This window comes from Pantoea sp. X-Soil-YNGN-775 (genome assembly GCF_059730575.1).
Genome location: NZ_AP035945.1, coordinates 286,047 through 311,730, shown reverse-complemented (window position 1 = coordinate 311,730; position 25,684 = coordinate 286,047). Strand labels below are relative to the sequence as shown.

Genomic DNA, 25,684 nt, shown 5'->3' with positions numbered 1-25,684 from the left:
AGAAGAGATGAAGATCATTTAACAGGACAATTGCGGCACCCTTTTCCGCTCCATTTATAACTAATGAATGGCTTCACGGCTAAGCTTCTTTTTTTGCGGTAAAATTGATTCACAACAGCAAAAGTCTCGCATTCTACGCACCTTTCCCCTCTCCCAATCCCGTTTCGACGGGATTGGGATCTCTCATTTGTTCGGTAAGCTCGGCTAATCTTCGGAACTAATTACAGTCAGGTTCATTAAGCCGACTTAAACATCACGCAAAGAATACCCTCTCCCCCTTTAAGTTAATGATGGATCTAATCGCCATTTTTGCGGTTACGCTTTAATTGCGCCGTAGTGTTATCTGACAAAACTTTCTCCAGGATTAATCCAGGATAAATAGTTTATTGATGCTTATCACTAACGTGATGTGCCTACTCATTTTGCACCCTGAGTGCGCATCAATGATGCCAGACATTAACCTTTAAATAAAAACGCAGCGGCGGAATTCTCTTACTCTTTTATCAATGAATGAAGTTAATAGTGGTTTTTAGTCGCCGTTCTTCAGGTCCATAGGGCAATAACAGCAGGGGGTTAATCACATAATCGCCATTATCTGGCCGAAATTCGCCTCATTAATGGATGAATTTCAACCACCGCCCCGGCGTTATACAACAAAAAGGATCTGATTCTGACCCGCCCTGGCTGTTTTTTAGCCTGGGCTTGTCGTCAGCAGCGGAAAGATGACGCGGTCTGTCCGGACTGGTGGGAGCTATGAAATCGATTACGTAGTGAAAATGGGTGCAAAATCGTTCGAATCGGAATGCGACTTAATCTTAAAAAGCCGCACGGACCGCTGATCGCGCGACAGAACAAAGATTATCCGTTGGCAGCGTTACTCGTTGATCGCCACCACCAGCGGTTGCGGTTTTATCCGCATCGCCCACAGCACGCCCGCCATCAGAAAAATTATGCCGGCCACGGTCAGCAGCGGCGGCCAGCTTTGATGCCAGAGAAAAGTCCACAAAAGGCCAAAGAGGATTTCAAAAACGATCAATGGCCCCATCAATACGGTGGGTAAACGCTGGCTGGCGGCATTCCAGCACAGCGTCCCCAGCCAGGAGCAGAGCAGACCAATTGCCAGCATTAGCGGAATGAAGACCTGAGGATGCGGCCCAAACGGCAGCGTGAAGTCAGGCTGCTGCCAGGCGAGCTGAGCGCTGACCAGCGCATACAGCACCAGCGCCATCGGCAACGTGACCAGCCCCTGCGCTGTAGCCCAGGTAGAAGGCCGATGTTCAGGATGCGTGCGCAACCAGCGCGCGTTACGCAATGGATACCAGGTCCAGCACACCACGGCCAGCATCGCCAGCACAATCCCGGTGAGATACCGGCCAGGGTCCAGCGTGCTGCCATGGGCCTGCAACTCGGCAGCATTCACGCACACCAGCCCGGCCGCCATCAGTATCAAGGCAGGAAACAGCCGCCGCCACGGCAGGCGCCCTTCAAGGTGACCGTAACAGAGGTTCGCGGTGACGGCGATCACCACCGGCAGCGTACCGATAATCATGGTCGAGACCGGCGCACCAGTGCGCTGAATGGCATTGGCGAGAAAGGCGTAATAAAGAAGGTTGCCCACCAGCGAAAGCTTTACCGCTTCCCGCCAGTCAGCCACAACCAGCCGCTGCAATCGACGGCGGTCATGCCACGCCAGCGGCAGCGCAATCAGGCCAAAGGCGACATAGCGGCCAGCCGATTGCAACGCTCCGGGATAGTCCGGCACCAGCAACGGGCCAACAAAGATCAGTCCCCACATCAGACCTGCGGTTACAGCAAACAGTACGCCAGCGAGCATAATTTTTCCCTTAATCGTTTGTCTGGCGCAGTGTGGCGAAATGAGGCAGGAAAGGCTTGTAGCAGATTGCGATTCTCAGGCCTGGCGCACCTGTTTCTGATAGCGGACCGGAGTAATGCCGTACCGGTTGGCGAAGGCGCGGGTCAGGTGTGCCTGATCGGTCAGCCCCACCGCGGCCGCCACGCTGGCTGCACTCTCCCCCTGCGCCAGCCGCTGTTTGGCATCATACAGCCGAAAGGCCATCAGCATCTGATGCGGCGTCACATGATAATGCTGACGAAAGGCACGTAAAAAGTGCCAGGGCGATAACGCTGCCAGCGCCGCCAGCTCCTCAAGACGCACCGGTTGCGCCAGGTTTTCCCGCAGATAATCACGTACCTTATCGAAGCGATGCGCTGGCTGAAGCCGGGCGGACGACGCCATCCGCGCCAGCGGCCGAATCTGCAACAACAGTTCCGACAGCAATCCCTGACGTGCCAGCACCGAGTCCGCCTGCCACAGTGCCGCCAGGGTGCGCGACAGCGGCTGGGCCAGGCGGGAATCAGTCAGCAGCGCCTCATTAAACCACCAGCCGCGATCGCCGGTCAGCTCATCCATTAACTGTGGCTGGATATAGATCATCTGATAACGCCAGCCTTCGGCGCAGGCGGATTCCCCGGTATGCAGTTCATCCGGATTCATCATCACCAGCGAATCTTTGGGGGCGGTGTATTGGGTGCCGCGATAGCGAAAGCGCTGCGCGCCAGCTTCTATAGTGCCGATACCAAAGGCTTCATGCGTATGCGGTTCAAAGGCGTAGCGAGAGATGTGAGCCTGATACAGTTCCACACCGGGTAACTCAGACTGCTGCTGAAACTGCGCGCGATCTGTCTCGCAGGGAAAAATAGCCGGAACGCCCTCCACTTCACTCTCCTCATTTAACCGACAGATGGTTCAGCATGCCTGTGATGGGCGATAAAATGCAAAATATTGCTATCCATCTAGCGCGCCCCGGGCAACACTGCTTTTTTCCATCGCGACAGGATCAAGCATGGCACAGCGGGTGGTGTTGGTTATAGATATGCAAAATGGCGTGTTCGCTACGCCGCGTTTTGACAGGGAGGGACGAGTGGCACAGATAAATCGTCTGACTGAACGGGCCGATGTCACGGTGTTTATCCAGCACACCGAAGAGAGTCTGCCTGAAGGCAGTCATGCTTTTGCGCTGTTACCCGAGATCCACCAGCCTGCCGGCGCGCATTTTATCATTAAAACGGCCTGTGACAGCTTCTGGCAGACCGGCCTGGCTGCGTTGCTTCAGACGCTGGCGGTGAAGGAATTTGTGGTTTGCGGCTGTGCCACAGACTACTGCCTGGACACCACCATTAAAGTCGGTGCCAGTGCCGGCTATCGCATCACCGTGGCGGCGGATGCGCATACCACCGCCGATCGCCGCTGGGTGAGCGCGGAACAGCTGATAGGCCAGCATAATGAAGTGTGGTCGTCGCTGCTGATACCCGGCAACGTGCCGCGCGTGCTGAGTTGTGACGCAATCCTGACCGAATGGGCGTCCCGCGGCTGATCTGTATGTGCAGCCGCTATGACAGGCAATAAAAAGGCCCGGTATAAACCGGGCCTGTTCGCTATCAACGTCACGCTGTTACGCGGATCAGAACGGGATATCGTCGTCAAAATCCATTGGCGGTTCGTTGTTGTTGCTGGCAGGTGCGCTCTGTGGCTGCTGCTGCGGACGAGACTGCGCGCCGCCGCTGAACTGATTATTGCTGCCCTGCGGCTGCTGTGGCTGGCCCCAACCGTTGTTGTTACCGCCGCCCTGCGCGCCGCCTGCCGGTGCACCGGCGTTACCGCCCTGCTGACGGCCGCCCAGCATCTGCATGGTGCCGCCGACGTTAACCACCACTTCGGTGGTGTAACGTTCCTGGCCGCCCTGGTCCTGCCATTTGCGGGTGCGCAGCTGGCCTTCAATATAGACCTGCGAACCTTTACGCAGATACTCGCCCGCCACTTCGGCCAGCTTGCCAAACAGCACCACACGGTGCCATTCAGTGATCTCTTTGTTTTCACCGGTCTGCTTGTCGCGCCAGCTTTCCGACGTAGCCAGCGTAATGTTGGCAACAGCGCCACCATTTGGCATGTAACGTACTTCCGGATCCTGACCCAGATTCCCGACAAGAATCACTTTGTTAACGCCACGACTGGCCATGTTGCTGTCTCCCGATGAGTTAATGCTGAAAGTCTAAACGATCAATTCTAACACGTCCTGCTGACTGTTTCCCACTTTAGAGCGGGGTTCCAATTTTAATCATCCGCCGCCAAAAGGCAAAGAGTACTGGATATTTATTCAGTCTATTTTTTGTGCCATAATGATGCGTTTATTCTGGCCGTGTCGGCAAGGCGCGGTGAGTGCTGCTAATCCGGGAAAGGTGAATGGATAAGATCGAAGTTCGTGGTGCCCGCACCCATAATTTGAAAAACATCAACCTGACCATCCCACGCGACAAACTCATTGTGGTTACCGGCCTGTCGGGCTCAGGTAAATCCTCACTGGCGTTTGATACGCTGTATGCGGAAGGTCAGCGCCGCTATGTGGAGTCGCTCTCTGCGTATGCGCGCCAGTTTCTTTCGCTGATGGAAAAACCGGACGTCGATCATATCGAAGGTTTGTCGCCCGCCATATCCATTGAGCAGAAATCAACCTCACATAACCCGCGATCTACGGTCGGTACCATCACCGAGATCCACGACTATCTGCGCCTGCTGTTTGCCCGCGTCGGTGAGCCGCGCTGTCCGGATCACGATGTGCCGCTGGCGGCGCAGACCGTCAGCCAGATGGTTGATCAGGTACTCTCTCAGCCGGAAGGCCGCCGCTTAATGCTGCTGGCTCCGGTGGTGAAAGATCGTAAAGGCGAGCACACCAAAACGCTGGAGAACCTGGCGACGCAGGGCTACATCCGTGCGCGTATCGACGGTGAAGTGTGCGATCTCTCCGATCCGCCCAAGCTTGAACTGCAGAAGAAGCACACCATTGAAGTAGTGATTGATCGTTTTAAGGTGCGTGCCGATCTGGCAACCCGGCTGGCCGAATCGTTTGAAACCACGCTGGATCTCTCTGGCGGCACGGCGATCGTGGCGGATATGGATGACAGCGCGGCTGAAGAGCTGCTGTTCTCTGCCAACTTTGCCTGCCCGATTTGTGGCTACAGCATGAGCGAGCTGGAACCGCGCCTGTTCTCGTTTAACAACCCGGCGGGCGCCTGTCCGACCTGTGATGGGCTGGGCGTGCAGCAATATTTCGACCCGGATCGGGTCGTTCAGAACCCGGAACTCTCGCTGGCGGGCGGTGCAATCCGCGGCTGGGATCGCCGTAACTTCTACTATTTCCAGATGCTGCGCTCACTGGCGGAACATCTCGATTTTGATATCGAAGCGTCGTTCGGCAGCCTGCCGGATAACGTGCAGAAAGTGATCCTGTACGGTTCCGGTAAAGAGACCATTGAGTTTAAGTACATTAACGATCGGGGTGACACTTCAGTGCGTCGCCATCCGTTTGAAGGCGTGCTGAACAACATGGAACGCCGTTACAAAGAGACCGAATCATCAGCGGTGCGTGAAGAGCTGGCGAAATTTATCAGCAACCGGGCCTGTGCCACCTGCGATGGGACGCGTCTGCGTCGTGAAGCGCGCCACGTCTTCGTGGAAAACACCACGCTGCCGACCATCTCGGAGATGAGTATCGGCCATGCGATGTCGTTCTTTGAAAATCTGAAGCTCAGCGGCCAGCGCGCCCAAATCGCGGAAAAAGTGCTGAAAGAGATCAGCGATCGCCTGAGCTTCCTGGTGAACGTCGGCCTGAACTACCTGTCGATGTCCCGTTCGGCTGAAACACTTTCCGGCGGTGAAGCGCAGCGTATCCGTCTGGCCAGCCAGATCGGTGCAGGCCTGGTGGGCGTGATGTACGTGCTGGATGAGCCTTCTATTGGTCTGCACCAGCGCGATAACGAGCGCCTGCTCGGCACCCTGATTCACCTGCGCGATCTCGGTAACACGGTGATTGTGGTTGAGCACGATGAAGATGCGATTCGGGCGGCTGACCACGTGATCGATATCGGTCCCGGCGCGGGCGTACATGGCGGCCAGGTGGTGGCCGAAGGCACCGTGGATGAGATCATGGCGCAGGAAGCGTCACTGACCGGCCAGTTCCTCAGCGGCAAACGCGAAATTGCCGTGCCGCCGCAGCGGGTTAAAGGCGATCCGGCCAAAGTGCTGAAGGTGACGGGCGCACGCGGCAACAACCTCAAGGATGTGACGCTGACGCTGCCGGTCGGTCTGTTTACCTGCATCACCGGCGTATCGGGTTCAGGTAAATCGACGCTAATCAACGATACCCTGTTCCCGATTGCCCAGCGTGCGCTCAACGGCGCCACCATCGCGGAACCGGCGGCCTATCGCGAGGTCACCGGCCTCGAGCATTTCGATAAGGTCATCGACATCGACCAGAGTCCGATTGGCCGGACACCGCGCTCTAACCCGGCCACCTACACCGGCATCTTCACGCCGGTGCGTGAACTGTTTGCCGGCGTGCCGGAAGCGCGCTCGCGTGGATACAACCCGGGCCGCTTCAGTTTCAACGTGCGTGGCGGACGCTGCGAAGCCTGTCAGGGCGATGGCGTACTGAAAGTCGAAATGCACTTTTTGCCGGACATTTATGTGCCGTGCGATCAGTGCAAAGGCAAACGCTATAACCGCGAAACGCTGGAAGTGAAGTACAAGGGCAAGAGCATCCACGAAGTGCTGGAAATGACCATTGAGGAAGCGCGTGAGTTCTTCGATGTGGTACCGGCACTGGCGCGTAAGTTGCAGACGCTGATCGATGTGGGTCTCTCTTATATCCGTCTCGGCCAGTCCGCGACCACCCTTTCCGGCGGTGAAGCGCAGCGCGTTAAGCTGGCGCGTGAGCTGTCGAAACGCGGCACCGGTCAGACGCTCTATATCCTTGATGAGCCAACGACCGGCCTGCACTTTGCCGATATCCAGCAGCTGCTGGAAGTGCTGCATCAGCTGCGCGACCAGGGCAATACCATCGTGGTGATTGAGCACAATCTCGACGTGATTAAGACGGCCGACTGGATTGTCGATCTCGGTCCGGAAGGCGGCAGCGGCGGCGGTGAAATTCTGGTGGCCGGCACGCCAGAAACCGTGGCGGAGTGTGAAAAATCACACACCGCACGCTTCCTTAAGCCGTTGCTGAACAAGTAATCTGTCAGGCCCGCCTCGTGCGGGCCTTTTTTTTACCGGCTGCTCATTCAGCCAGAGAAATGCAGAATCAGGCAAGATTCAGACATCTATAGGCATATACGCTTTTCGCTACGCTGACTATCCTTAAGCGGTTCCTCTTTGGCACGCCCTGCGCGTCGCCCTGTTTTCGCTGCAGCACACTGCTGCCGCACTTCACCGAACAACACGCACGACACATCGAAACTGGAGACACCATGAATATTACGCATGCGTATGCTGCTCAGGATGCTAAATCCAAACTGGCACCGTTCGATTATCAGCCGCGTGAGCTTCGTGCTCATGACGTACAGCTTGAGGTCCTGTTCTGTGGCGTCTGCCACTCAGACCTGCATCAGGCACGTAATGAGTGGAAGAACACCATTTTCCCGGTGGTGCCAGGCCATGAAATCGTGGGTCGCGTCACCGCTGTGGGTCCACAAACTCAGAAGTACAAAGTGGGCGACCTGGTCGGCGTCGGCTGTATGGTCGACTCCTGCCGCAGCTGTCCAAGCTGTCAGGAAGGGTTAGAGCAGTATTGTGAAAATGGCTTCGTCGGCACCTATAACGGTGAAGATCGCGAAACCGGCGCCATTACCTATGGCGGTTACTCAACGGCGATGGTGGTGGATGAGAGCTTTGTGCTGCGCATCCCTGAAAACCTGGAACTGGCTGGCGTTGCGCCGCTGCTGTGTGCCGGTATCACCACTTACTCACCGCTGCGTCACTGGAATGTCGGTCCCGGCAAAAAAGTAGGCATCGTGGGATTGGGCGGTCTCGGCCATATGGGCGTCAAAATTGCTCATGCGATGGGCGCGCATGTGGTGCTGTTCACCACCTCGCCGTCTAAAATTGAAGACGGTAAACGCCTGGGCGCAGATGAAGTGGTGATTTCGAAAGATCCGGAGCAGATGGCACAGCACGCCAACAGCTTCGACTTCATTCTGAATACCGTGGCGGCACAACACGATCTCAACCCGTTCATTACCCTGCTGAAGCGCGATGGCAACATGACGCTGGTCGGCGCACCGGAGCACGATCACCCTGCTCCGCAGGTATTTAACCTGATTTTCAAGCGTCGCAGCATCGCCGGTTCACTGATTGGCGGCATTGCCGAAACGCAGGAGATGCTCGATTTCTGTGGTGAGCACGGCATCACCTCAGATATCGAACTGATTGCGATGGATCAGATCAACGAAGCCTACGAACGTATGCTGAAAAGTGATGTGAAATATCGTTTCGTAATTGATATCAACACCTTGCGCAATCAGTCCGCCGCATAATCGCTGCACATTGTCACCCTCTTCCAGCCGGAAGAGGGTTTTTTATTGCCGCTTATTTGACCGTCGCAATCTGATCAAATGAGGCATCAACCAGATAGTAGATCTGCGAATCTTTCAGGGAGCCATCAAGATACAGCGTGCTCCAGTGAGATTTGTTCAGATGCTCGCTGGGAAAAATGTCTTTATGCTCTTCACGCAGTAATTCCGCCAGCGCCGGGGTCGATTTCAGTGAAACCGCCGGACGCCCTTTCACCTCATGCACCATGGCAAACAGTACGCCGTTGCTTTTAATCTGCGTGGCTTTCCAGTCACTGTGGACGCTCTGTTCCGCGCCCGGCTTGCTCATGCAATAGGTCAGTAAGTCTGAATTCGTCATTACGATTCCCCTTGTAAAGTGGCGACAATTCGCCGCGCACCGCCATCAATGCGGTGTTCGCCCAGCCAGATCCCCTGCCAGGTGCCCAGCACCAGACGTCCGCGCTGAACCGGCAGTAGCAATGATACCCCTAAGGTCGATGATTTAATGTGCGCCGGCATATCGTCACGTCCTTCGTAGTCGTGCTGATACGGCGCATCTTCCGGAACGTGCCGCATGAAATGCTGCTCCATGTCGCTGCGCACCGTCGGGTCGCAATTCTCGTTTAAGGTTAACGAGGCCGAGGTGTGCTGTAACAGCAGATGCAACAGGCCGGTGTTGATGTTACGCAGTGCGGAAAGCGCATCGACGATCTCATCGGTGACCAGATGAAATCCGCGTGGTTTCGCGCTAAGCGTCAGAATTTGTTGATGCCACATAGCTTTTTCCTGAAACGGTCTCCCGTTTAAGTGTGCAGCATGTCGGCGAAAGGTAAACCCTGCGGGCAAATAAAAAACCGCCGAACAGGGTCGGCGGTCTTTACACAGCGTAACGGCGATTACATCACAGCAGCAAATGCTTCCGCGACCTGATGCACATTTTTGCTGTTCAGGCCGGCGACACACATCCGGCCGCTGCCGACCAGATAGATGCCGAACTCGTTGCGCAGGCGATCAACCTGCTGCGCGCTCAGGCCGGTATAGCTGAACATACCGCGCTGCTTCAGCAGGTAGTCAAAGTTTTTGCCTGGCAGTGCGGTGCTCAGCACCTCTACCAGCGACTGACGCATCGCCAGAATGCGTACGCGCATCGCTTCAACTTCCGCCAGCCAGTTCGCTTTCAGAGCATCATCATTTAACACTCGCGCCACGACCTGAGCACCAAAATTCGGTGGGCTGGAGTAGTTGCGGCGCACGGTCGCTTTTAACTGGCCCAACACCCGGCCGGCTTCTTCTGCGCTGTCGCAGACAATAGACAGGCCGCCGACGCGCTCACCGTACAGCGAAAAAATTTTCGAGAAGGAGTTGCTGACCAGCGCTGGCAGGCCCGCGGCAGCTACGGCGCGCAGTGCATACGCATCCTGCTGCATACCCGCACCGAAGCCCTGATAGGCAATGTCGAGGAACGGGATCAGCTGCTGCGCTTTCAGCACCTCAACGGTCTGATCCCACTGCGCATCGGTCAGATCGGCACCGGTCGGGTTATGGCAGCACGGATGCAGCAGAACGATGCTCTGCTTCGGCAGGGTTTTCAGCGCGCTGATAAACGCATCGAACCGCACGCCGTGGGTCTCCGCGTCATACCACGGATAGGTATTCACCTCGAAACCGGCACCGTTGAAAATCGCCACGTGGTTTTCCCAGGTCGGATCGCTGACCCAGACCGCTGACTGTGGGAAATAACGTTTAAGGAAATCCGCACCCACTTTCAACGCGCCAGAGCCGCCCAGCGTCTGAATAGAGGCGATCCGGCCCGCCTGCAGCATCGGATGGTCGGCACCAAACAGCAGGGGCGCAATCGCGCTGCGGTAGCTGTTCAGCCCTTCCATTGGCAGATAGAGCGACGCCTGCTGTGGCTCAGCGTGCAGCTGCTGTTCAGCAGTCGCAACCGCTTTCAGCTGCGGGATGATGCTCTGCTCGTCATAGTAAAGCCCGATACTGAGGTTAACTTTGTGTTCGCGTGGGTCTTGTTTAAACGCTTCCATCAACGACAGAATCGGGTCGCCAGCATAGGCATCAACGTTTTGAAACACGGTGTAGGTCTCCATGAGTGGTCTTCGGGTAACAGAGTGTCATTAAACCAGGTAGCGTCCTGGACGGTGGTTCATCGCGATAATCAGATTAAGAATAACCGCGCCGCCAATCGAGGCGAGCAGAATCGGCACGCTCACCACAAACAGGGAGGCCAGTACCACGCAGGTATCCACCGCCATTTGCAGCTTGCCGGCGCGAATGCCAAAGCGATCCTGTAGCCACAGCGCCAGGATATTGATGCCGCCCAGGCTGGCTTTATGACGAAACAACACTATAAACCCGATTCCCATGATGACGTTACCGAACAATGTCGCATAGAACGGATCGAGGGCGGAAAAATGGACAAACAGCGGATGCAGATGGGTAAACAACGACACCAGCCCAACGGCACAAAAGGTTTTCAGGGTAAATTCCCAGCCCATGCGTTTTACCGCCAGCCAGTAGAACGGAATATTGATCAGAAAGAAGGCGCTGCCGAAGGATAACGGCGACAGGTAGCTGATCAGAAAAGCGATGCCTGCAGTACTGCCGGTCAGCGCGCCTGCCTGTTTCAGCATAATGACGCCGAACGAGACCATCAGGGTACCAAGCACAATCGCCAGCGCATCTTCAATGCGGGAATGGGGAATGCGGGAGGGTTCTGCAACGTTATCCATGTGGGTTATCTCAGTGCAAATGATGCGGTTCAGATGCAAAAAACGCACCATACCGGCAGCCTTTGACGGCCACCGGTAAGGTGCCAGCGATTATCCCATTGATATCTAAGGCGCTTTATTGCAGGTTTTTGTGAGAAAAGTTTCGGTAAAACCGTTAATTCATGCACAAAAATCTGTTCTGGTGCGCGTTCTTTGCATTATTTGCCGCGAGTTTGCACCAAAACGGCAAAATACGCACCTTTTTAGCGCGTCTTGTGCTCAGGAGTCATCATCAGCCCGTTCTCTTTCATTCGTCCCAGCACTACCGAGGTTTTTACATGAGAAACGCTCTGGTGGCCAGCGACCAGCTGACTGATTAAGGCGCTGAGCGAATTGAGATCGGCTACTGCCACTTTCAACAGATAGTCGGCATCGCCGGTGGTTTTGTAGGCGTCGACGATCGCCTCTTCCTGCTCCACCATCCGATGAAAACTGTCGACATATTCAGCAGTATGGTTAATTAAGCGCACCTCAATCAGCCCGACCATACCCAGTCCAATCGCATCCGGCGACAGCCGGGCGTGATAACCAAGAATAAGATTGGCCTGTTCCAGGTTAATCCGGCGGCGTGAGCATTGTGAAGCCGACAGGCCGACCAGATCGCTTAATTCCTGATTGGTCAGGCGGCCATTAGATTGTAATAAAGTCAGGATTTTAAGGTCGTAATCGTCTACGTGAGTCATTCCGTTTCCACAGCGTTATTGGCGTCGCTTTGTTACAGATAACCCGATAATCGGCGGGGTTGTCCAACACTATTTTCTGATGATGGGGGCTGTCATGCACAGATCGTGCATGACAGCACAAAGAAGAGATTATTCGTCGTCGTATTGCGGGCCAGCGTAGTTATCAAAACGCGACCACTGGCCGTTAAAGGTCAGCCGCACCGTGCCGATCGGGCCGTTACGCTGTTTACCGAGGATGATCTCGGCGATCCCTTTAAGATCGCTATTTTCGTGGTAAACCTCATCGCGATAGATAAACATGATCAAATCCGCATCCTGCTCGATCGAGCCCGATTCACGCAGATCCGAGTTCACCGGCCGCTTATCGGCACGCTGCTCCAGCGAGCGGTTAAGCTGCGACAGCGCCACCACCGGCACATTCAGCTCTTTGGCTAACGCTTTCAGTGAGCGCGAGATCTCGGCTATCTCCAGCGTACGGTTATCCGAAAGGGAAGGCACGCGCATCAGCTGCAGGTAGTCGATCATAATCATGCTTAAGCCACCGTTTTCACGGTAGATACGGCGGGCGCGCGAGCGCACTTCGGTCGGCGTCAGGCCAGAAGAGTCATCAATGTACATGTTCTTCTTCTCCAGCAGGATGCCCATGGTACCGGAGATACGCGCCCAATCCTCATCATCCAGCTGGCCGGTACGAATACGGGTCTGATCGACCCGCGACAGCGACGCCAGCATACGCATCATGATCTGTTCGCTGGGCATTTCGAGGCTGAAAATCAGCACCGGTTTGTCCTGCAGCATCGCGGCGTTTTCGCACAGGTTCATCGCGAAGGTGGTTTTACCCATTGAAGGACGCGCGGCGACGATAATCAGGTCAGAGCGCTGCAGGCCCGCGGTCTTCTTATTGAGATCCTGATAGCCGGTATCCACGCCGGTGACGCCATCGTGCGGCGTCTGATAAAGCGATTCGATACGTGAGACGGTCGCCTCAAGGATCTGCTCAATATTTTTCGGGCCGGCATCCTTACTGGCGCGGGCTTCGGCAATTTTGAAAACGTTGGATTCGGCGAAATCCAGCAGCTCTTCGCTGTTGCGGCCCTGCGGATCGTAGCCGGCATCGGCAATCTGGTTGGCGACCGAAATCATCTCACGCACTACTGCACGTTCACGCACGATGTCTGCATAAGCGCCGATGTTAGCCGCGCTGGGGGTATTTTTCGCCAGTTCGGCCAGGTAAGCAAAGCCGCCTGCCATCTCCAGCTCGCCGCGGGTTTCCAGCGATTCAGAGAGGGTGATCAGGTCGATTGGCTTGCTGTTTTCCAGCAACCGCTGCATCTCGGAAAAAATCAGCCGATGCGAGCGGTTGAAAAAATCATTGGCGACCACGCGCTCGGAGACGTTGTCCCAGCGCTCGTTATCCAGCATTAACCCACCGAGCACCGATTGCTCCGCTTCCAGCGAATGCGGGGGCATTTTCACGCCTTCCAGCTGGCGATCCTGCGTTTCGTTCGATTTGTTGGTGGGTTTATTTCCTGCCATAGTGAATGCATTACCGATGTTCTGTGGGGACGCGCAAGTATACCTCAGTTGGGGTGCGCGCCTCACCCTCATGATGAAACAATCACAGGAGTCAGAATGGCAAAGCGTATTCAGTTCAACGCGCACGGCGGTCCGGACGTTCTACAGTGGGCTGATTTTGAACTTGCCGATCCTGCCGGTAATGAGGTGCAGGTAGAAAATCGCGCCATCGGCATTAACTACATCGATACCTATCTGCGCAGCGGCCTCTATCCGGTGGCAGCCTTCCCGTCCGGTCTCGGTACTGAGGCGGCGGGTGTCGTTACCCGGGTCGGCCGTGACGTGACGCTGTTTAAGCCCGGCGATCGGGTGGTCTATTGTCAGGCAGCCCTCGGTGCCTATAGTGAAGCGCACAACGTGGCAGAAGATCGGCTGATGCACCTGCCCGATGCGATCGGTTTTGAGCTGGCCGCCGCCAGTTTCCTGAAAGGGCTGACCACTCAGTATCTGCTGCGCCAGACCTATAAAGTCAAAGCGGATGAGACCTTCCTGTTTCATGCCGCCGCTGGCGGTGTCGGCCTGATTGCCTGCCAGTGGGCAAAAGCGTTGGGCGCGCACCTGATTGGTACCGTCGGTTCAACTGAAAAGGCGACGCTGGCGAAGAATGCCGGCGCCTGGGCAACGATTAACTATCGCGAAGAGGATATCGCCGCACGCGTCAGCGAACTCACCCAGGGGAAAAAAGTCGGCGTGGTGTATGACTCGGTCGGTAAAGATACCTGGGAAGCGTCGCTGGACTCGCTGCGTCGTCACGGATTGATGGTGAGTTTCGGCAACGCTTCCGGCCCGGTGACCGGGGTCGATCTGGGCATCCTGAATAAGAAAGGCTCGCTGTTTGTTACCCGCCCGTCGCTGTTCGGTTACATCACTAACCGTCAGGAGCTGGAAACCGCCAGTGCCGAACTCTTTTCGCTGCTGGCCAGTGGCGCGATTAAAGTGGAGGTGCCGGAACAGCAGAAGTTTGAATTGAAGGAGGCGGGTAAAGCGCATCAGATGCTGGAAAGCCGTGCCACCCAAGGGTCGAGCCTGCTGATTCCCTGATAGCCGGTACCCCGTTCAGCATACAAAAAGGGCTTCCCGCAGGAAGCCCTTCTCTTTTTTTATTTTCGTTCGCGCTGGTGTAGGGACAGCGGCGATGAATTCGTTTCGACTCAACGACAACTATCCTGCCAGAAAACATAAGTAAAAAATATGTTTAAATGCAGGTATTGTCTAAGCACAACGTCAAATTGTGATCATCTCCGCAATTAACGCCAGCCTTTTCGGTCTAAGTTATTGATCTTACGCTTTAGCTTACGCCATTCTCGCGTATTACGATCGCCGAAAAAGGCGCGATGCAGCCAGACAGCGACCACTGCCAGCACCAGCCACGGCAACACTTTGATAACAAGTGCAAACAGTCCACCGACGAACATTACCAGCGTGGCGACCACCAGCGCAGCCAGTACGCCGAGCAATGAAACACCGGTTAGCAACAGCATCAGGAAAAAACCCAATACAAATAAAATTTCCACGTTAGCGCTCCTTATTGAGACTCATTGTGACGATCTTTACAAGAAGCGTGCCAATCTGTAAGCGATTGTTTTTGCTGATAACAGGCCAGTCTGATTAACCGGTGAACAGTCAAAATAACCAAAACCTGGCGTAAAAAAAACCAGCCATTGCCGGCTGGTCTCTTTGGGTACAGGTCGATCAGGCTTCCTGCGGAATTTTATCCGCCACCAGTGCCAGTGCGGCTTCCAGTACGCGCACATCCGCGCCAGGTTTGTGGGCATTTTCACTCAGGTGGCGTCGCCACTGGCGTGCTCCCGGGATCCCCTGGAACAGACCGAGCATATGACGTGTCACATGGCCCAGATAAGTGCCCTTCGCCAGTTCGGCTTCAATATAGGGGTACATGGCGCGGACCACCGCCACCGGATCGGCCGCCGGATGCTGACGCCCAAACAGTTGCTGATCTACCTGCGCCAGAATGCCAGGATTTTGATAGGCTTCACGCCCCATCATGACGCCATCAAGATGCTGCAGGTGGGTTTGCGCCTCTTCCAGCGTTTTCACACCGCCGTTAATCGCCAGCGTCAGGTGTGGGAAGTCCCGCTTCAGCTGATAAACCCGTGGGTAATCAAGCGGTGGAATTTCGCGGTTCTCTTTCGGGCTGAGGCCAGACAGCCAGGCTTTACGCGCATGGATGATAAACGTCTCGCATCCGCCGCGCTCGGCCACTGTCCCGACAAAATCGGTCAGAAACTGATAGCTGTCCTGTTCATCAATCCCGATGCGCGTTTTTACCGTCACCGGAATCGACACCACATCACGCATCGCTTTGATGCCGTCAGCGACCAGATCGGCTTCTGCCATCAGGCAGGCCCCGAAGCGGCCATTCTGCACCCGGTCAGAGGGACAGCCGACGTTCAGATTCACTTCGTCGTAACCGCGCTGCTCTGCGAGACGGGCGCAGTGCGCCAGAGCCGCAGGATCGCTGCCACCCAGCTGTAAGGCGACCGGATGTTCATCCTCGCTATAGGCCAGGTAATCGCCCTTACCATGAATAATCGCGCCGGTGGTCACCATTTCGGTGTAGAGCAGCGTATCGCCGGTCAGCTGACGATGAAAATAGCGGCAGTGGCGATCGGTCCAGTCGAGCATCGGGGCAATCGAGAAACGTTGCGAAGAAAAAGTATCGGTCATGAAGCGCAGGCAATCCGGTAAATGAGGGTGATTGAATTCTGTGCAAGGATAACACAAGGACGGGCGATAGTGCATCGCCCGCCCCGAACTGCGGCATGAAAGAAGATCAGAAATTGAAGCCCAGCTGCATCATCGCGCCCCAGGTATTATTCGCTCCAACCGAGCCAGCCAGATCCAGATGCACCGCTTTGTTAAACGGTGACAGGCCGAAACCGGCGGTTGCGACATTTTCATCGTTCGAACGCATATCCGCACGATAACCGGCACGCAGCTGTAACCAGTCGAGCACCCGATATTCCGCACCCACCGCCGCATACTGGCTGTTTTCCTGCGTTTTGAAGCGTTTGGTTTCGGTCAGGTCGACATCGCCGGTCACGGTGAACGGGCCTTTATCCCAGGCCAGACCGGTGGTGACCAGTGGACGGATCTGATAAGTATCGCGGAAGCCGTTGACCTCTTTGGTCTGCAGATCGCGGGATACCAGGTTTTGTCCGGTGATGCCCAGCGTCCAGTTTTCAGCAAACGTGGTCGCCAGACCGGCATCAACGTTAAAGCCGGTATCCGTACTGCGATACTGGCTATTGTTGATGTCACTTTTGTCATAGTTGTAAATGCTGGCGGTGTAGTTATACAGCCAGGTTTTTTGCACTTTCGGCGTGACGCCCACCGACACCGGCTGACCGGCAATGGTGAACTCATGTGCCAGTGCGACGCCATAGTCGGTGACCAGCGCCGCTAAACCGTTGGCGCTGGAGCGCAGGTTATTCTGGTCGCCCGGACGAGGAAGCACCGTGCCGTTAGCAACACCACGCAGATAGTCGATATCGCTCTGGACCACGTTGGCCCGCACGTGTGCTGTTCCATAGGCTTTGGTGATAAAGGCGAAAGGCAGCGTCTCGTTGGGAATAGTGACCGCCAGCGCCACCCCGGCGTTGCCGTCCGCTTTGTTGCCGCGCAAATCACTGAGCTGATTGGCGACATCGCCTGAGGCAGCGCGCACTTCAGGATAGCCCCGCAGATAATCGGCGAAGGTCAGGTTACCGATCACCTCGCGGTAGCGATCAACGGTATCGGTGATGTCATCCACTTTGTCGATCAGGTGATCTTTATCGGTGACCTGAATACCGGCGGAAGGGAAAATAATACTGACGCTATCGTCGGGTTTGGCTCGTGTCATTAAAGCCGGGTTGGCCAGCACGGCTGAGCCATAAAGAGAAGATGCAACGCCGGTTCCGCCCATGGCGTCATTGCGTGCATCGTACCAGGTCCCCGCCGCCATGGCGGAAGAAGAAAGGAAAAGCGCATTCACTACAGCGGTGTACTTCAGCGCTGAGCGTTGAGCGGATTTTTTCACCATTTGCCTGCCATCACCTGAGAAAGTGCCGTTGAAACATTCAACGACTGAATAGTTTGTTAGCCCTATTGTGAACCCTGGCTAACGCGTTATTGCTGTGAATTCAAAGGAAACAGTCGCTTAATTCAAAGGATTGGACGTTTTCCAATCAGTAAAACATTATTTTTGTTCAAAATACCCGATAATAAATAAAATAATACCAGACATTTCTTAAGTCTTTCTGAACATTACTTCTTAACTCAGTGAGATGCAAAGCAAAAGCGCGACAAAGGCCACCTTAGCCGGTCGACGAGTGGATCTGATTTGGGGCTGATAGCGGCCTCGCCTGCGCCTGAACTCGCGTTTTTGATCGACGTCCGAGCAGAATTTGCTGTTTTATCAGGCAACAACCAACCTCTGCGCCGCAAAAATTTGTGTGATAAAATAACATCACTTATCCAGCGGAGAGTTTCCATGTCAAACATGACGTCACAGCAAATAATGACCCAGGCGGAAAAACTGTGCCTGCAGCGCGGTGTGCGTCTGACATCGCAGCGGGCTGAAGTGTTGCGATTAATGGCTGAGCAGCCAGGATCGATCAGCGCTTATGATCTGCTGGATCAACTTCGGGTTAGCGAACCTCAGGCCAAGCCACCTACGGTCTATCGGGCGCTGGACTTCCTGCTGGAACAGGGCTTTATCCATCGGGTAGAGTCCAATAACAGCTATGTGATGTGTCACCATTTCGAGGCACCGGCACACACCTCAGTAATGCTGGTGTGCGATCGCTGTGCGGCAGTAACCGAAAAGCAGGCGCAGGGAGTAGAGAAGATTATTGCGACGCTGGCTGGAGAGGCGCAATTTGCTCTGCGTCACAGCGTGATTGAAGCACATGGATTATGTGAGAATTGTGTCGAAGTCGAAGCCTGCACCCATCATGAAAGTTGTCAGCACGATCATCAAAGTGAAGGTAAAAAGCGGGGAAAACGCGGGTAATGTGCACATCCTTGTGCGGGTGCCGGTATGAGCGTACCGGCGGGTAGGAGCTTTATCCGTAAATCTGTGTGATTACCAGCGGTAATCTTTGTTCTGACTTTCCCAGTCTGTTACTTCGCGCTCTGCATCTTCTTTGGCATAGCCGTAACGTTCCTGAATTTTTCCGACCAGCTGATCGCGTTTGCCTTCGATAACCTGCATATCATCGTCGGTCAGCTTGCCCCATTTCTCTTTCACTGTGCCTTTGAATTGCTTCCAGTTGCCGCTCGCTTGATCTTTATTCATGGCAGACCTCTATGTCATCCTTTGGTTACATCATTTATCTTGAAAGAAAACAAAATGACGATATAAAGCGCTGGTTCACTGCGCTGCTTACGGTTAATTGTAGTAGAAGATTTTAGGTTTGCCGAAACAATACAGAATAATCTGTAGCCTGAGCGCGTCAGAGGCTGGCTATCAGGCGTTAAACCAGCTGTTCTGCTGCCAGTGTTTACGCCAGATCAGCCACAGCGACAGACCACGCAGCGCCAGGAAAACGGTGACCGCCAGCCACAAGCCATGGTTGCCCAGCAGCGGGACGCTAAGCAGCGTCAGGAAGTAACCGAGTGCCGCCACCACCATGCTGTTACGCATCTCCCGGCCGCGGGTTGCACCGATGAACATGCCATCCAGCAGATAACACCAGACCCCCACCAGCGGCAGGATCACCTGCCATATCAGATAGCGATCGGCCGCCTGTTGCAGCTGTTCGATCGAGGTCAGCAGCGCCACGATGTGCGAACCGAAACACGCATAAATCAATGAGAACAGCAAGGCCACCACCAGCGCCTGTCGGCAGGCAGAGTGCCAGACGCGCAGCAGCCGGCTGCCATCCTTCGCACCATGCGCCTCACCGGCGAAGGCTTCAACCGCGTAGGCAAAACCATCCAGCGCATAGGCGGTAAAGGTGATAAACATCAGCAATACCGCGTTCACCGCCACCACCTGCGGACCGATGCGTGCGCCCAGCACCGTCAGCGAGGCAAAACAGAGCTGCAGCATTAACGAACGCAGCATAATGTCGCGATTAAGACGCAGCAGCCGCTTCATGTCACCGCGCCAGCTCTGCTTCAGCATTGCCGGGGTGATGCCACGCAGTTTCAATACCCGCCAGACCATCACCGCACCGACGGCCAGCGTTATATACTCTGCCAGTGCGGTCGCGGTTGCCGCGCCTGCCACACCCCAGTGCAGGCCCATCACCAGCCACAGATCGAGTACAATATTGACCAGATTGCCGATCACCAGCAGGATGACCGGCGCACGCGCGTACTGCACGCCCAGCAGCCAGCCAAGGATCACCAGATTTGCCAGAGTGGCGGGCGCACTTAACCAGCGGATCTGAATAAACAGTGCCGCCTGTTGCAAAACTTTGGGATCGCCGCCAATCAGATCGGCCGCCAGCGTAGTAATCGGCGAGCGCAGGCAGATGAACAGCACGCCAGCCAGCAGCGCAATAATTAAAGGCTGGGTCAGCGCACGTGTCAGTGCCAATTTATCGCCGGCACCAAAAGCCTGCGCCGTCAGGCCGGTGGTACTCATTCGAAGGAACAGCAGCAGCATGAAGAGGAAACTGGTGATTGTCGTACCGACCGCAACCCCGCCGAGGTAGACCGGGCTGTCGAGGTGACCAATGACAGCAGTATCGACCACCCCCAGTAAGGGAACGGTGATGTTAGAAAGGATCATCGGCAGCGCCAGCCGCCAGAGGTTTTTGTCGGTAGCCGTTAAAAAACGCATTCGCAGTTCCGTGCTCGGTGCCGCTGCAGAGAGGGGAGCAGCAGCGACAAAATTAGGGCAGACAGAATAGCATCAGATACTACGAATGCGTGGTTATGTCAGACTCAGAGCCATTCGCCGTTGCGAACCACGCCGACCGCCAGACCTTCGACCGTCAGCGACTGAGCGCGCGTATCGACGATAATTGGCTCAAAATCACTGTTTTCAGGCAGCAGATGCACAATAGCACCCTGCTTCTTCCAGCGTTTAACCGTTACTTCATCATCAATGCGGGCCACCACAACCTGGCCATTACGCACGTCCTGGGTTTTATGTACTGCGAGCAGGTCGCCATCCATAATCCCGATATCTTTCATCGACATTCCACTGACGCGCAGCAGAAAATCAGCAGAAGGTTTGAACAGGCCCGGATCAACTTTGTAATGGGTTTCGATGTGCTCCTGCGCCATGATCGGCTCACCGGCAGCAACCCGGCCAATCAACGGCAGACCTTCAGACGCATCTTCTTCCATCAACAGGCGAATACCGCGTGAGGCGCCAGAAACAATCTCAATCACCCCTTTACGTGCCAGTGCCTTAAGATGCTCTTCTGCCGCGTTCGGCGAGCGGAAACCCAGCTGCGCGGCAATTTCTGCACGCGTAGGCGGCATGCCCGTTTGAGTAATATGGTCGCGAATCAGGTCATAGACCTGCTGCTGCCTGCTGGTTAATGCTTTCATCCCGCCCCCTGGTTGTTTATACAGTCGCTGTGAGTATATACAGGTATTGGTGAAATGGAAACCGATTCTCAGGCAAAACGCGCCATCTGACGCGTTGTGGAAGGCTTATCGCAAATGCGACCAAAGCAGCGCGATCCAGACAAACAGTGCCAGTAAGATGCTGATCAGCACCGCCGCGGAGCCCATATCCTTGGCCCGTCCGGCCAAAGGGTGGCGCTCCTGACCGATACGATCCACTACCGCCTCAATGGCGCTGTTGAGGATTTCGACAATGACCACCAGCACCACAGCGCCGATCATCAGAATGCGGGAGACGATATCGACATCCAGCCAGCAGGCGACAATAATGGCGGCCAGCGCGGCCAGCGCCTCCTGGCGGAAAGCGGCTTCGTGTTGCCAGGCGGCGCGCAGGCCCTGCCATGAATAACCTGCGGCTTTCACTATTCTTACAAAACCGGTGGCATTATTTGCCATAGTAAGTGGAACCCTTTCATCGGATTGACGTCAATGTCTGGGCTGCGTGCAATTGGCACCACCACAGATCTTCGCTGCGCTTTCTGGTATGCTTGCGGCGCTTTGCTAACAAGAGGCTTCATGTTGTCTATGTCAGGTTGGCGTAAACTTTATTACAAATTACTGAATTTACCACTGTCGTTTTTGGTAAAGAGTAAGGCCATTCCGGCCGATCCCGTTTCTGAACATGGTCTGGACCCGACCCGGCCCATTATGTACGTTTTGCCTTACGATTCGAAGGCGGACTTACTGACTTTACGCGCGCAGTGCCTGCGGCATCATCTGCCCGACCCGCTTTCTCCGCTGGAGATTGATGGTTCGCTGCTGCCGCGCCACGTTTTTATCCACGATGGCCCGCGTGTGTTCCCCTATTTTGTCCCCAGCGTTGAATCGGTGAAAATCTTTCACGATTACCTGGACCTGCATCGCAATAATCCCAAGCTGGATATCCAGATGCTGCCGGTGACGGTGATGTTTGGCCGGGCGCCAGGCCGTGAGGTTCAGGGCGAAGATACGCCGCACCTGCGGGTGCTGAACGGTGTGCAGAAATTCTTTGCGGTAATCTGGCATGGACGCGACAGTTTTGTCCGTTTCTCGCCGACTGTTTCGCTGCGCCGTATGGCAACCGAACACGGCACCGACCAATCAATTGCCCAGAAACTGGCCCGGGTGGCGCGCATTCATTTCGCCCGTCAGCGGCTGGCAGCAGTTGGCCCACGCTTACCGGCACGTCAGGATCTGTTTAATCGTCTGCTGCAATCCAAAGCGATTGAAAAAGCGGTAGAAGACGAAGCGCGCAGCAAAAAAATCTCCCATGAAAAAGCGCAGCAAAATGCGGTTGAGATGATGGAAGAGATCGCGGCGAACTTCTCCTATGAGGCGATTCGCGTCACCGACCGCGTCATGGGCTGGCTCTGGAGCCGGCTCTATCAGGGCATCAACGTTAACGGCGGCGAAAAAGTTCGTCAGCTGGCGCAGGATGGCCATGAAATCGTCTATGTGCCTTGCCATCGCAGCCACATGGATTACCTGCTGCTCTCTTACGTGCTTTATCATCAGGGACTGGTGCCGCCGCACATTGCCGCCGGTATCAACCTCAACTTCTGGCCAGCCGGCCCGATTTTCCGTCGTCTGGGCGCATTCTTTATTCGTCGTACCTTCAAAGGCAACAAACTGTATGCCACGGTGTTCCGTGAGTATCTCGGTGAGCTGTTCACCCGCGGTTACTCGGTTGAATACTTTGTTGAAGGAGGACGGTCACGTACCGGTCGCCTGCTCGATCCGAAAACCGGCACCTTAGCCATGACCCTGCAGGCAATGCTGCGCGGCGGTAATCGCCCAATCACCCTGGTGCCGATTTACATCGGCTATGAGCACGTGATGGAAGTGGGTACCTACGCCAAAGAGCTACGCGGTGCGGCGAAAGAGAAAGAGGGTTTCATGCAGATGCTGCATGGCTTACGTAAGCTGCGCAACCTCGGCCAGGGCTACGTTAACTTTGGCGAACCGCTGCCGCTGGTTAACTATCTCAACAAGCGGGTGCCGGAATGGCGTGAGTCGATCGATCCTATCGAACCGCAGCGCCCGAGCTGGTTAACCCCTACCGTGAACGACATTGCGGCGAGCTTAATGGTACGTATCAATGAAGCGGGTGCGGCCAATGCCATGAACCTGTGCGTCACCGCGCTACTCGCCTCACGTCAGCGCTCACTAACCCGCGAACAGCTGATTGAGCAGCTTGAGTGCTATACCCAGCTGCTGCGTAACGTGCCTTATTCAGCCAACGCTACGGTGCCCGATCTCTCCGCAGAGGCGCTGCTGGATCATGCGATGGGCATGAATAAGTTTGAGAGCGAGAAAGACAGCATCGGCGACATCATCATCCTGCCGCGTGAGCAGGCGGTGCTGATGACCTACTACCGCAACAATATCCACCACATGCTGGTGATGCCGTCGCTGATTGCCGCCATTGTGCAGCAGCATCAGACCATGAGCGAAGCCGGGCTGTTGCGCCAGGTGAGTCTGATCTACCCGATGCTGAAGAGTGAACTGTTCCTGCGCTGGCAGACCGATGAGCTGCCGCAACTGCTGACCGAACTCTGTCAGGAGCTGGCGCGTCAGGGACTGATTACGCTTGAGGCTGGCCAGCTGCGCTTTACCGCGGCGCGCTACCGTACGCTGCAACTGCTGGCGGCCGGCGTGCGTGAAACGCTCCAGCGCTATGCCATCACCTTCTCTATTCTCAGCGCCAAACCGGCCATTAACCGCGGGACGCTGGAGAAAGAGAGCCGCACACTGGCGCAACGTCTGTCAGTGCTGCACGGTATCAACGCGCCGGAGTTCTTCGATAAAGCGGTCTTCACCTCACTGGTTCTGACGCTGCGCGATGAAGGTTATATCAGCGACAGCGGTGATGCAGATGTCGCGCAGACCCTGGCAACATGGCACATTCTGGCCGATCTGGTCACCAGCGATGTACGCATGACCATCGAAAGCGCCGTGGCCCACGACTAAATGCCCTGCGCAGTAAAAAGGCGACCCCGTGAGGTCGCCTTTTTTGTGCCTGAACGATGCTGCGCTGCAACTGCACCCTTTCCTGCCTGACTATCTGTGCCGGAACCTTCTCCTGCCTGACGAATTGCCTGAACTGTACGCTGAGTCCCGTCACGCTGAATCGCATCGGTTCTTAGCCCGCCTGCAACCCGCCCGGCCTGTCGATCACCACGATTACCACAGTTGGCTAAACGGCGGGGTATTCATCAACACACCGAGGAACAGCACCAGCCCGACATAGTTGTTGTTGAGGAAGGCTTTAAAGCAGGCCGGGCGTTCACGCCGGGCGATCAGCGTTTGCTGGTAAATAAACAGGCCAGCCGCCAGCAGTAGCGTCCCGTAAAACGCCACGTTGAGCTGCAGCAACATGCCAACCCACGCCATCAGCAGCAGCGTTGCCAGTTGCAGCAGGCCGATTATCAGCTTGTCGAAACGGCCAAACAGAATCGCGGTCGACTTAACGCCAATCTTCAGGTCATCGTCGCGATCCACCATCGCGTACTGGGTGTCATAGGCCACCGTCCAGCAAATGTTGGCGAAGAATACCAGCCAGCAGACCAAAGGTAAGGACTCACTAACTGCCGCCCAGGCCATCGGAATCGCCCAGCCAAACGCGGCCCCCAGCACCACCTGCGGCAGATGGGTATAGCGTTTCATAAACGGATAAACCCAGGCGAGCGCCAGACCGACCACCGAAAGCAGTATCGTCATCAGATTCATGGTCAGCACCAGCGCAAACGCCACCAGCGCCAGCCCGGCGAACAGCAGTTTGGCTTCTCTGGCACTGACCGCGCCGCTGGCTAAAGGCCGATGCCTGGTCCGCTCAACATGCCCATCCACCTTACGGTCAGCAAAGTCGTTAATGACGCAGCCGGCGGCGCGCATCACGAAAACGCCGGCAACAAACACCAGCAGCACCGGAAGCGGCGGGATCGCCATATCAGCCAGCCATAAGGCCCACAGGGTGGGCCACATCAGCAACAGGGTGCCGATCGGCTTATCAATGCGCATCAGGCGGCTATAGGCCTGCCATTTATTGATGTGTAAGCTCTTTTCCACCACAGATTTCCTCAGGCCAGATCGCGATAAAGCGGTGAAGCCGGTAAAAACAGTTCCGTCAGCAGCAGCGGTTTGCCGGACAGCCGCAGACGCGAGCGGCGTCCCCACAGCGCATCAACCTTGCCCGGCTCGATAAAATCACGGGTTAGGGTTGAAGAGGAGAACAGATAACGCCCCAGCGGACGCGTACCCAGCTGTTGCAACATCGCCTCCGGGCCATTCAGGGTGCTTTCCGGTACCAGCGTGCGGCCAGCCAGCCAGGGTTCACCGTCGCCGAACAGCAGCACTTCCCGCAGCCAGAAGCGTTTGTCGTCCGGTAAAAAGGCTTTTTCTTCTCCCAACTCGCTGGCATCAATAAAGCCTTCACGTACCGGCTCTACCGTCACCTGCTGGCAATGCTGCTCAAAACGGCGCGTCATGGAGTCTTCTTCCATCAGCCAGTCGAGCAGCGACGGCGCAAGCGGAGCCTGCGTCGGTGAAAGCCAGTTAAGCGCACGTAATAAGCTGAGCGCGTCTTGCGACATAGCACCACTCCCAAAAATTTTCAGGGCGTCAGTTTAGCGCAGAGTCGCGGCATGAACACCTGCTGTCGTT

At 55.6% G+C, this 25,684-nt stretch carries 24 protein-coding genes; 6 read left to right on the top strand and 18 right to left on the bottom strand.

Going from position 1 to position 25,684, the window contains the following annotated elements:
* Positions 1 to 874: 874 nt before the first annotated feature.
* Positions 875 to 1,834, bottom strand: a complete 960-nt coding sequence (locus AC6I8I_RS01380) for a DMT family transporter (RefSeq protein ID WP_312056331.1) — start codon at positions 1,832 to 1,834, stop codon at positions 875 to 877.
* Between the two features lie 75 nt (positions 1,835 to 1,909).
* The gene (locus AC6I8I_RS01375; protein ID WP_312056330.1) at positions 1,910 to 2,737 is read right to left on the bottom strand and encodes an AraC family transcriptional regulator; all 828 of its coding nucleotides are present in this window, start codon (positions 2,735 to 2,737) and stop codon (positions 1,910 to 1,912) included.
* Positions 2,738 to 2,864: 127 nt separating this feature from the next.
* On the opposite strand from AC6I8I_RS01375, the gene AC6I8I_RS01370 reads away from it, so the two are divergent.
* Complete coding sequence (locus tag AC6I8I_RS01370) at positions 2,865 to 3,395, top strand: isochorismatase family protein (protein WP_312056328.1); 531 nt, start codon at positions 2,865 to 2,867, stop codon at positions 3,393 to 3,395.
* A gap of 87 nt (positions 3,396 to 3,482) precedes the next feature.
* Here AC6I8I_RS01370 and ssb1 read toward each other — a convergent pair whose 3' ends face one another.
* Positions 3,483 to 4,037 carry a single-stranded DNA-binding protein SSB1 gene (gene ssb1, locus AC6I8I_RS01365; protein WP_094122154.1) on the bottom strand — a complete coding sequence of 185 codons (555 nt, stop codon included), beginning with the start codon at positions 4,035 to 4,037 and terminating at the stop codon, positions 3,483 to 3,485.
* A 224-nt stretch (positions 4,038 to 4,261) separates the two neighbouring features.
* Here ssb1 and uvrA point away from each other — a divergent pair, with 224 nt between their 5' ends.
* On the top strand, positions 4,262 to 7,090 hold the full coding sequence (uvrA, locus tag AC6I8I_RS01360) for an excinuclease ABC subunit UvrA (protein WP_312056327.1): 2,829 nt from the start codon (positions 4,262 to 4,264) through the stop codon (positions 7,088 to 7,090).
* A 233-nt stretch (positions 7,091 to 7,323) separates the two neighbouring features.
* The gene (locus tag AC6I8I_RS01355; protein WP_031375512.1) at positions 7,324 to 8,388 is read left to right on the top strand and encodes an NAD(P)-dependent alcohol dehydrogenase; all 1,065 of its coding nucleotides are present in this window, start codon (positions 7,324 to 7,326) and stop codon (positions 8,386 to 8,388) included.
* 52 nt (positions 8,389 to 8,440) lie between these two features.
* Here the strand turns inward: AC6I8I_RS01355 and AC6I8I_RS01350 are convergent, their stop codons facing one another.
* The 6 genes from AC6I8I_RS01350 to dnaB form a co-directional block, all read right to left on the bottom strand.
* Positions 8,441 to 8,764 carry an MmcQ/YjbR family DNA-binding protein gene (locus AC6I8I_RS01350; protein WP_312056326.1) on the bottom strand — a complete coding sequence of 108 codons (324 nt, stop codon included), beginning with the start codon at positions 8,762 to 8,764 and terminating at the stop codon, positions 8,441 to 8,443.
* Positions 8,764 to 9,183 carry a secondary thiamine-phosphate synthase enzyme YjbQ gene (locus AC6I8I_RS01345; RefSeq protein ID WP_312056324.1) on the bottom strand — a complete coding sequence of 140 codons (420 nt, stop codon included), beginning with the start codon at positions 9,181 to 9,183 and terminating at the stop codon, positions 8,764 to 8,766. The genes AC6I8I_RS01350 and AC6I8I_RS01345 overlap by 1 nt, the downstream gene beginning before the upstream one ends.
* 119 nt (positions 9,184 to 9,302) lie before the next feature.
* Entirely contained in the window at positions 9,303 to 10,496 is a 1,194-nt protein-coding gene (locus AC6I8I_RS01340) for an amino acid aminotransferase (protein WP_312760440.1), read from the bottom strand.
* 42 nt (positions 10,497 to 10,538) lie between these two features.
* A complete protein-coding gene (locus AC6I8I_RS01335) occupies positions 10,539 to 11,153 on the bottom strand; it encodes a YitT family protein (protein ID WP_159861699.1) in 615 nt (204 codons plus the stop codon).
* Positions 11,154 to 11,395: 242 nt separating this feature from the next.
* Positions 11,396 to 11,875 (bottom strand): Lrp/AsnC family transcriptional regulator, encoded by a 480-nt coding sequence (locus AC6I8I_RS01330; RefSeq protein ID WP_312056322.1) that lies wholly within the window; start codon positions 11,873 to 11,875, stop codon positions 11,396 to 11,398.
* A 129-nt stretch (positions 11,876 to 12,004) separates the two neighbouring features.
* On the bottom strand, positions 12,005 to 13,411 hold the full coding sequence (gene dnaB / locus AC6I8I_RS01325) for a replicative DNA helicase (protein WP_031375516.1): 1,407 nt from the start codon (positions 13,409 to 13,411) through the stop codon (positions 12,005 to 12,007).
* 96 nt (positions 13,412 to 13,507) lie between these two features.
* On the opposite strand from dnaB, the gene AC6I8I_RS01320 reads away from it, so the two are divergent.
* Positions 13,508 to 14,491 (top strand): quinone oxidoreductase, encoded by a 984-nt coding sequence (locus tag AC6I8I_RS01320; protein WP_312056319.1) that lies wholly within the window; start codon positions 13,508 to 13,510, stop codon positions 14,489 to 14,491.
* Between the two features lie 206 nt (positions 14,492 to 14,697).
* Here the strand turns inward: AC6I8I_RS01320 and pspG are convergent, their stop codons facing one another.
* From pspG to AC6I8I_RS01305, 3 genes are all read right to left on the bottom strand, one after another.
* Complete coding sequence (gene pspG / locus AC6I8I_RS01315; RefSeq protein WP_069729440.1) at positions 14,698 to 14,964, bottom strand: envelope stress response protein PspG; 267 nt, start codon at positions 14,962 to 14,964, stop codon at positions 14,698 to 14,700.
* A gap of 178 nt (positions 14,965 to 15,142) precedes the next feature.
* A complete protein-coding gene (gene dusA, locus AC6I8I_RS01310) occupies positions 15,143 to 16,138 on the bottom strand; it encodes a tRNA dihydrouridine(20/20a) synthase DusA (RefSeq protein ID WP_312056317.1) in 996 nt (331 codons plus the stop codon).
* A 106-nt stretch (positions 16,139 to 16,244) separates the two neighbouring features.
* Positions 16,245 to 17,495 carry a conjugal transfer protein TraF gene (locus tag AC6I8I_RS01305; RefSeq protein WP_312056315.1) on the bottom strand — a complete coding sequence of 417 codons (1,251 nt, stop codon included), beginning with the start codon at positions 17,493 to 17,495 and terminating at the stop codon, positions 16,245 to 16,247.
* Between the two features lie 450 nt (positions 17,496 to 17,945).
* Here AC6I8I_RS01305 and zur point away from each other — a divergent pair, with 450 nt between their 5' ends.
* Positions 17,946 to 18,467 (top strand): zinc uptake transcriptional repressor Zur, encoded by a 522-nt coding sequence (gene zur / locus AC6I8I_RS01300; protein ID WP_072051006.1) that lies wholly within the window; start codon positions 17,946 to 17,948, stop codon positions 18,465 to 18,467.
* Positions 18,468 to 18,539: 72 nt separating this feature from the next.
* On the opposite strand, the gene AC6I8I_RS01295 is transcribed toward zur, so the two are convergent.
* The 4 genes from AC6I8I_RS01295 to AC6I8I_RS01280 form a co-directional block, all read right to left on the bottom strand.
* Positions 18,540 to 18,752 (bottom strand): CsbD family protein, encoded by a 213-nt coding sequence (locus AC6I8I_RS01295; RefSeq protein WP_159861694.1) that lies wholly within the window; start codon positions 18,750 to 18,752, stop codon positions 18,540 to 18,542.
* A gap of 171 nt (positions 18,753 to 18,923) precedes the next feature.
* Positions 18,924 to 20,246, bottom strand: a complete 1,323-nt coding sequence (gene dinF, locus AC6I8I_RS01290; RefSeq protein ID WP_312056313.1) for an MATE family efflux transporter DinF — start codon at positions 20,244 to 20,246, stop codon at positions 18,924 to 18,926.
* A 104-nt stretch (positions 20,247 to 20,350) separates the two neighbouring features.
* A complete protein-coding gene (gene lexA, locus AC6I8I_RS01285; RefSeq protein WP_497828248.1) occupies positions 20,351 to 20,965 on the bottom strand; it encodes a transcriptional repressor LexA in 615 nt (204 codons plus the stop codon).
* A gap of 105 nt (positions 20,966 to 21,070) precedes the next feature.
* Positions 21,071 to 21,439, bottom strand: coding sequence for a diacylglycerol kinase (locus AC6I8I_RS01280; RefSeq protein ID WP_312057378.1), 369 nt, complete (start codon positions 21,437 to 21,439; stop codon positions 21,071 to 21,073).
* A 129-nt stretch (positions 21,440 to 21,568) separates the two neighbouring features.
* On the opposite strand from AC6I8I_RS01280, the gene plsB reads away from it, so the two are divergent.
* Complete coding sequence (gene plsB, locus AC6I8I_RS01275; protein WP_312057403.1) at positions 21,569 to 23,992, top strand: glycerol-3-phosphate 1-O-acyltransferase PlsB; 2,424 nt, start codon at positions 21,569 to 21,571, stop codon at positions 23,990 to 23,992.
* A 213-nt stretch (positions 23,993 to 24,205) separates the two neighbouring features.
* Here the strand turns inward: plsB and ubiA are convergent, their stop codons facing one another.
* Together ubiA and ubiC are read right to left on the bottom strand one after the other, a co-directional pair.
* Complete coding sequence (ubiA, locus tag AC6I8I_RS01270) at positions 24,206 to 25,042, bottom strand: 4-hydroxybenzoate octaprenyltransferase (RefSeq protein ID WP_497828629.1); 837 nt, start codon at positions 25,040 to 25,042, stop codon at positions 24,206 to 24,208.
* A gap of 59 nt (positions 25,043 to 25,101) precedes the next feature.
* Positions 25,102 to 25,614: a chorismate lyase gene (gene ubiC, locus AC6I8I_RS01265; RefSeq protein WP_312057382.1), complete on the bottom strand. Its 513-nt coding sequence runs from the start codon at positions 25,612 to 25,614 to the stop codon at positions 25,102 to 25,104.
* Positions 25,615 to 25,684 lie beyond the last annotated feature (70 nt).

Excerpts from the sequence above, each read along its gene's own strand:
- AC6I8I_RS01380 (WP_312056331.1), bottom strand. The coding sequence starts at position 1,834 with ATGCTCGCTGGCGTACTGTTTGCTGTAACCGCAGGTCTGATGTGGGGA.
- AC6I8I_RS01370 (WP_312056328.1), top strand. The coding sequence starts at position 2,865 with ATGGCACAGCGGGTGGTGTTGGTTATAGATATGCAAAATGGCGTGTTC.
- ssb1 (WP_094122154.1), bottom strand. The coding sequence starts at position 4,037 with ATGGCCAGTCGTGGCGTTAACAAAGTGATTCTTGTCGGGAATCTGGGT.
- uvrA (WP_312056327.1), top strand. The coding sequence starts at position 4,262 with ATGGATAAGATCGAAGTTCGTGGTGCCCGCACCCATAATTTGAAAAAC.
- AC6I8I_RS01355 (WP_031375512.1), top strand. The coding sequence starts at position 7,324 with ATGAATATTACGCATGCGTATGCTGCTCAGGATGCTAAATCCAAACTG.
- AC6I8I_RS01350 (WP_312056326.1), bottom strand. The coding sequence starts at position 8,764 with ATGACGAATTCAGACTTACTGACCTATTGCATGAGCAAGCCGGGCGCG.
- AC6I8I_RS01345 (WP_312056324.1), bottom strand. The coding sequence starts at position 9,183 with ATGTGGCATCAACAAATTCTGACGCTTAGCGCGAAACCACGCGGATTT.
- AC6I8I_RS01335 (WP_159861699.1), bottom strand. The coding sequence starts at position 11,153 with ATGGATAACGTTGCAGAACCCTCCCGCATTCCCCATTCCCGCATTGAA.
- AC6I8I_RS01330 (WP_312056322.1), bottom strand. The coding sequence starts at position 11,875 with ATGACTCACGTAGACGATTACGACCTTAAAATCCTGACTTTATTACAA.
- dnaB (WP_031375516.1), bottom strand. The coding sequence starts at position 13,411 with ATGGCAGGAAATAAACCCACCAACAAATCGAACGAAACGCAGGATCGC.
- AC6I8I_RS01320 (WP_312056319.1), top strand. The coding sequence starts at position 13,508 with ATGGCAAAGCGTATTCAGTTCAACGCGCACGGCGGTCCGGACGTTCTA.
- dusA (WP_312056317.1), bottom strand. The coding sequence starts at position 16,138 with ATGACCGATACTTTTTCTTCGCAACGTTTCTCGATTGCCCCGATGCTC.
- AC6I8I_RS01305 (WP_312056315.1), bottom strand. The coding sequence starts at position 17,495 with ATGGTGAAAAAATCCGCTCAACGCTCAGCGCTGAAGTACACCGCTGTA.
- zur (WP_072051006.1), top strand. The coding sequence starts at position 17,946 with ATGTCAAACATGACGTCACAGCAAATAATGACCCAGGCGGAAAAACTG.
- AC6I8I_RS01295 (WP_159861694.1), bottom strand. The coding sequence starts at position 18,752 with ATGAATAAAGATCAAGCGAGCGGCAACTGGAAGCAATTCAAAGGCACA.
- dinF (WP_312056313.1), bottom strand. The coding sequence starts at position 20,246 with ATGCGTTTTTTAACGGCTACCGACAAAAACCTCTGGCGGCTGGCGCTG.
- lexA (WP_497828248.1), bottom strand. The coding sequence starts at position 20,965 with ATGAAAGCATTAACCAGCAGGCAGCAGCAGGTCTATGACCTGATTCGC.
- AC6I8I_RS01280 (WP_312057378.1), bottom strand. The coding sequence starts at position 21,439 with ATGGCAAATAATGCCACCGGTTTTGTAAGAATAGTGAAAGCCGCAGGT.
- plsB (WP_312057403.1), top strand. The coding sequence starts at position 21,569 with ATGTCAGGTTGGCGTAAACTTTATTACAAATTACTGAATTTACCACTG.
- ubiA (WP_497828629.1), bottom strand. The coding sequence starts at position 25,042 with ATGCGCATTGATAAGCCGATCGGCACCCTGTTGCTGATGTGGCCCACC.
- ubiC (WP_312057382.1), bottom strand. The coding sequence starts at position 25,614 with ATGTCGCAAGACGCGCTCAGCTTATTACGTGCGCTTAACTGGCTTTCA.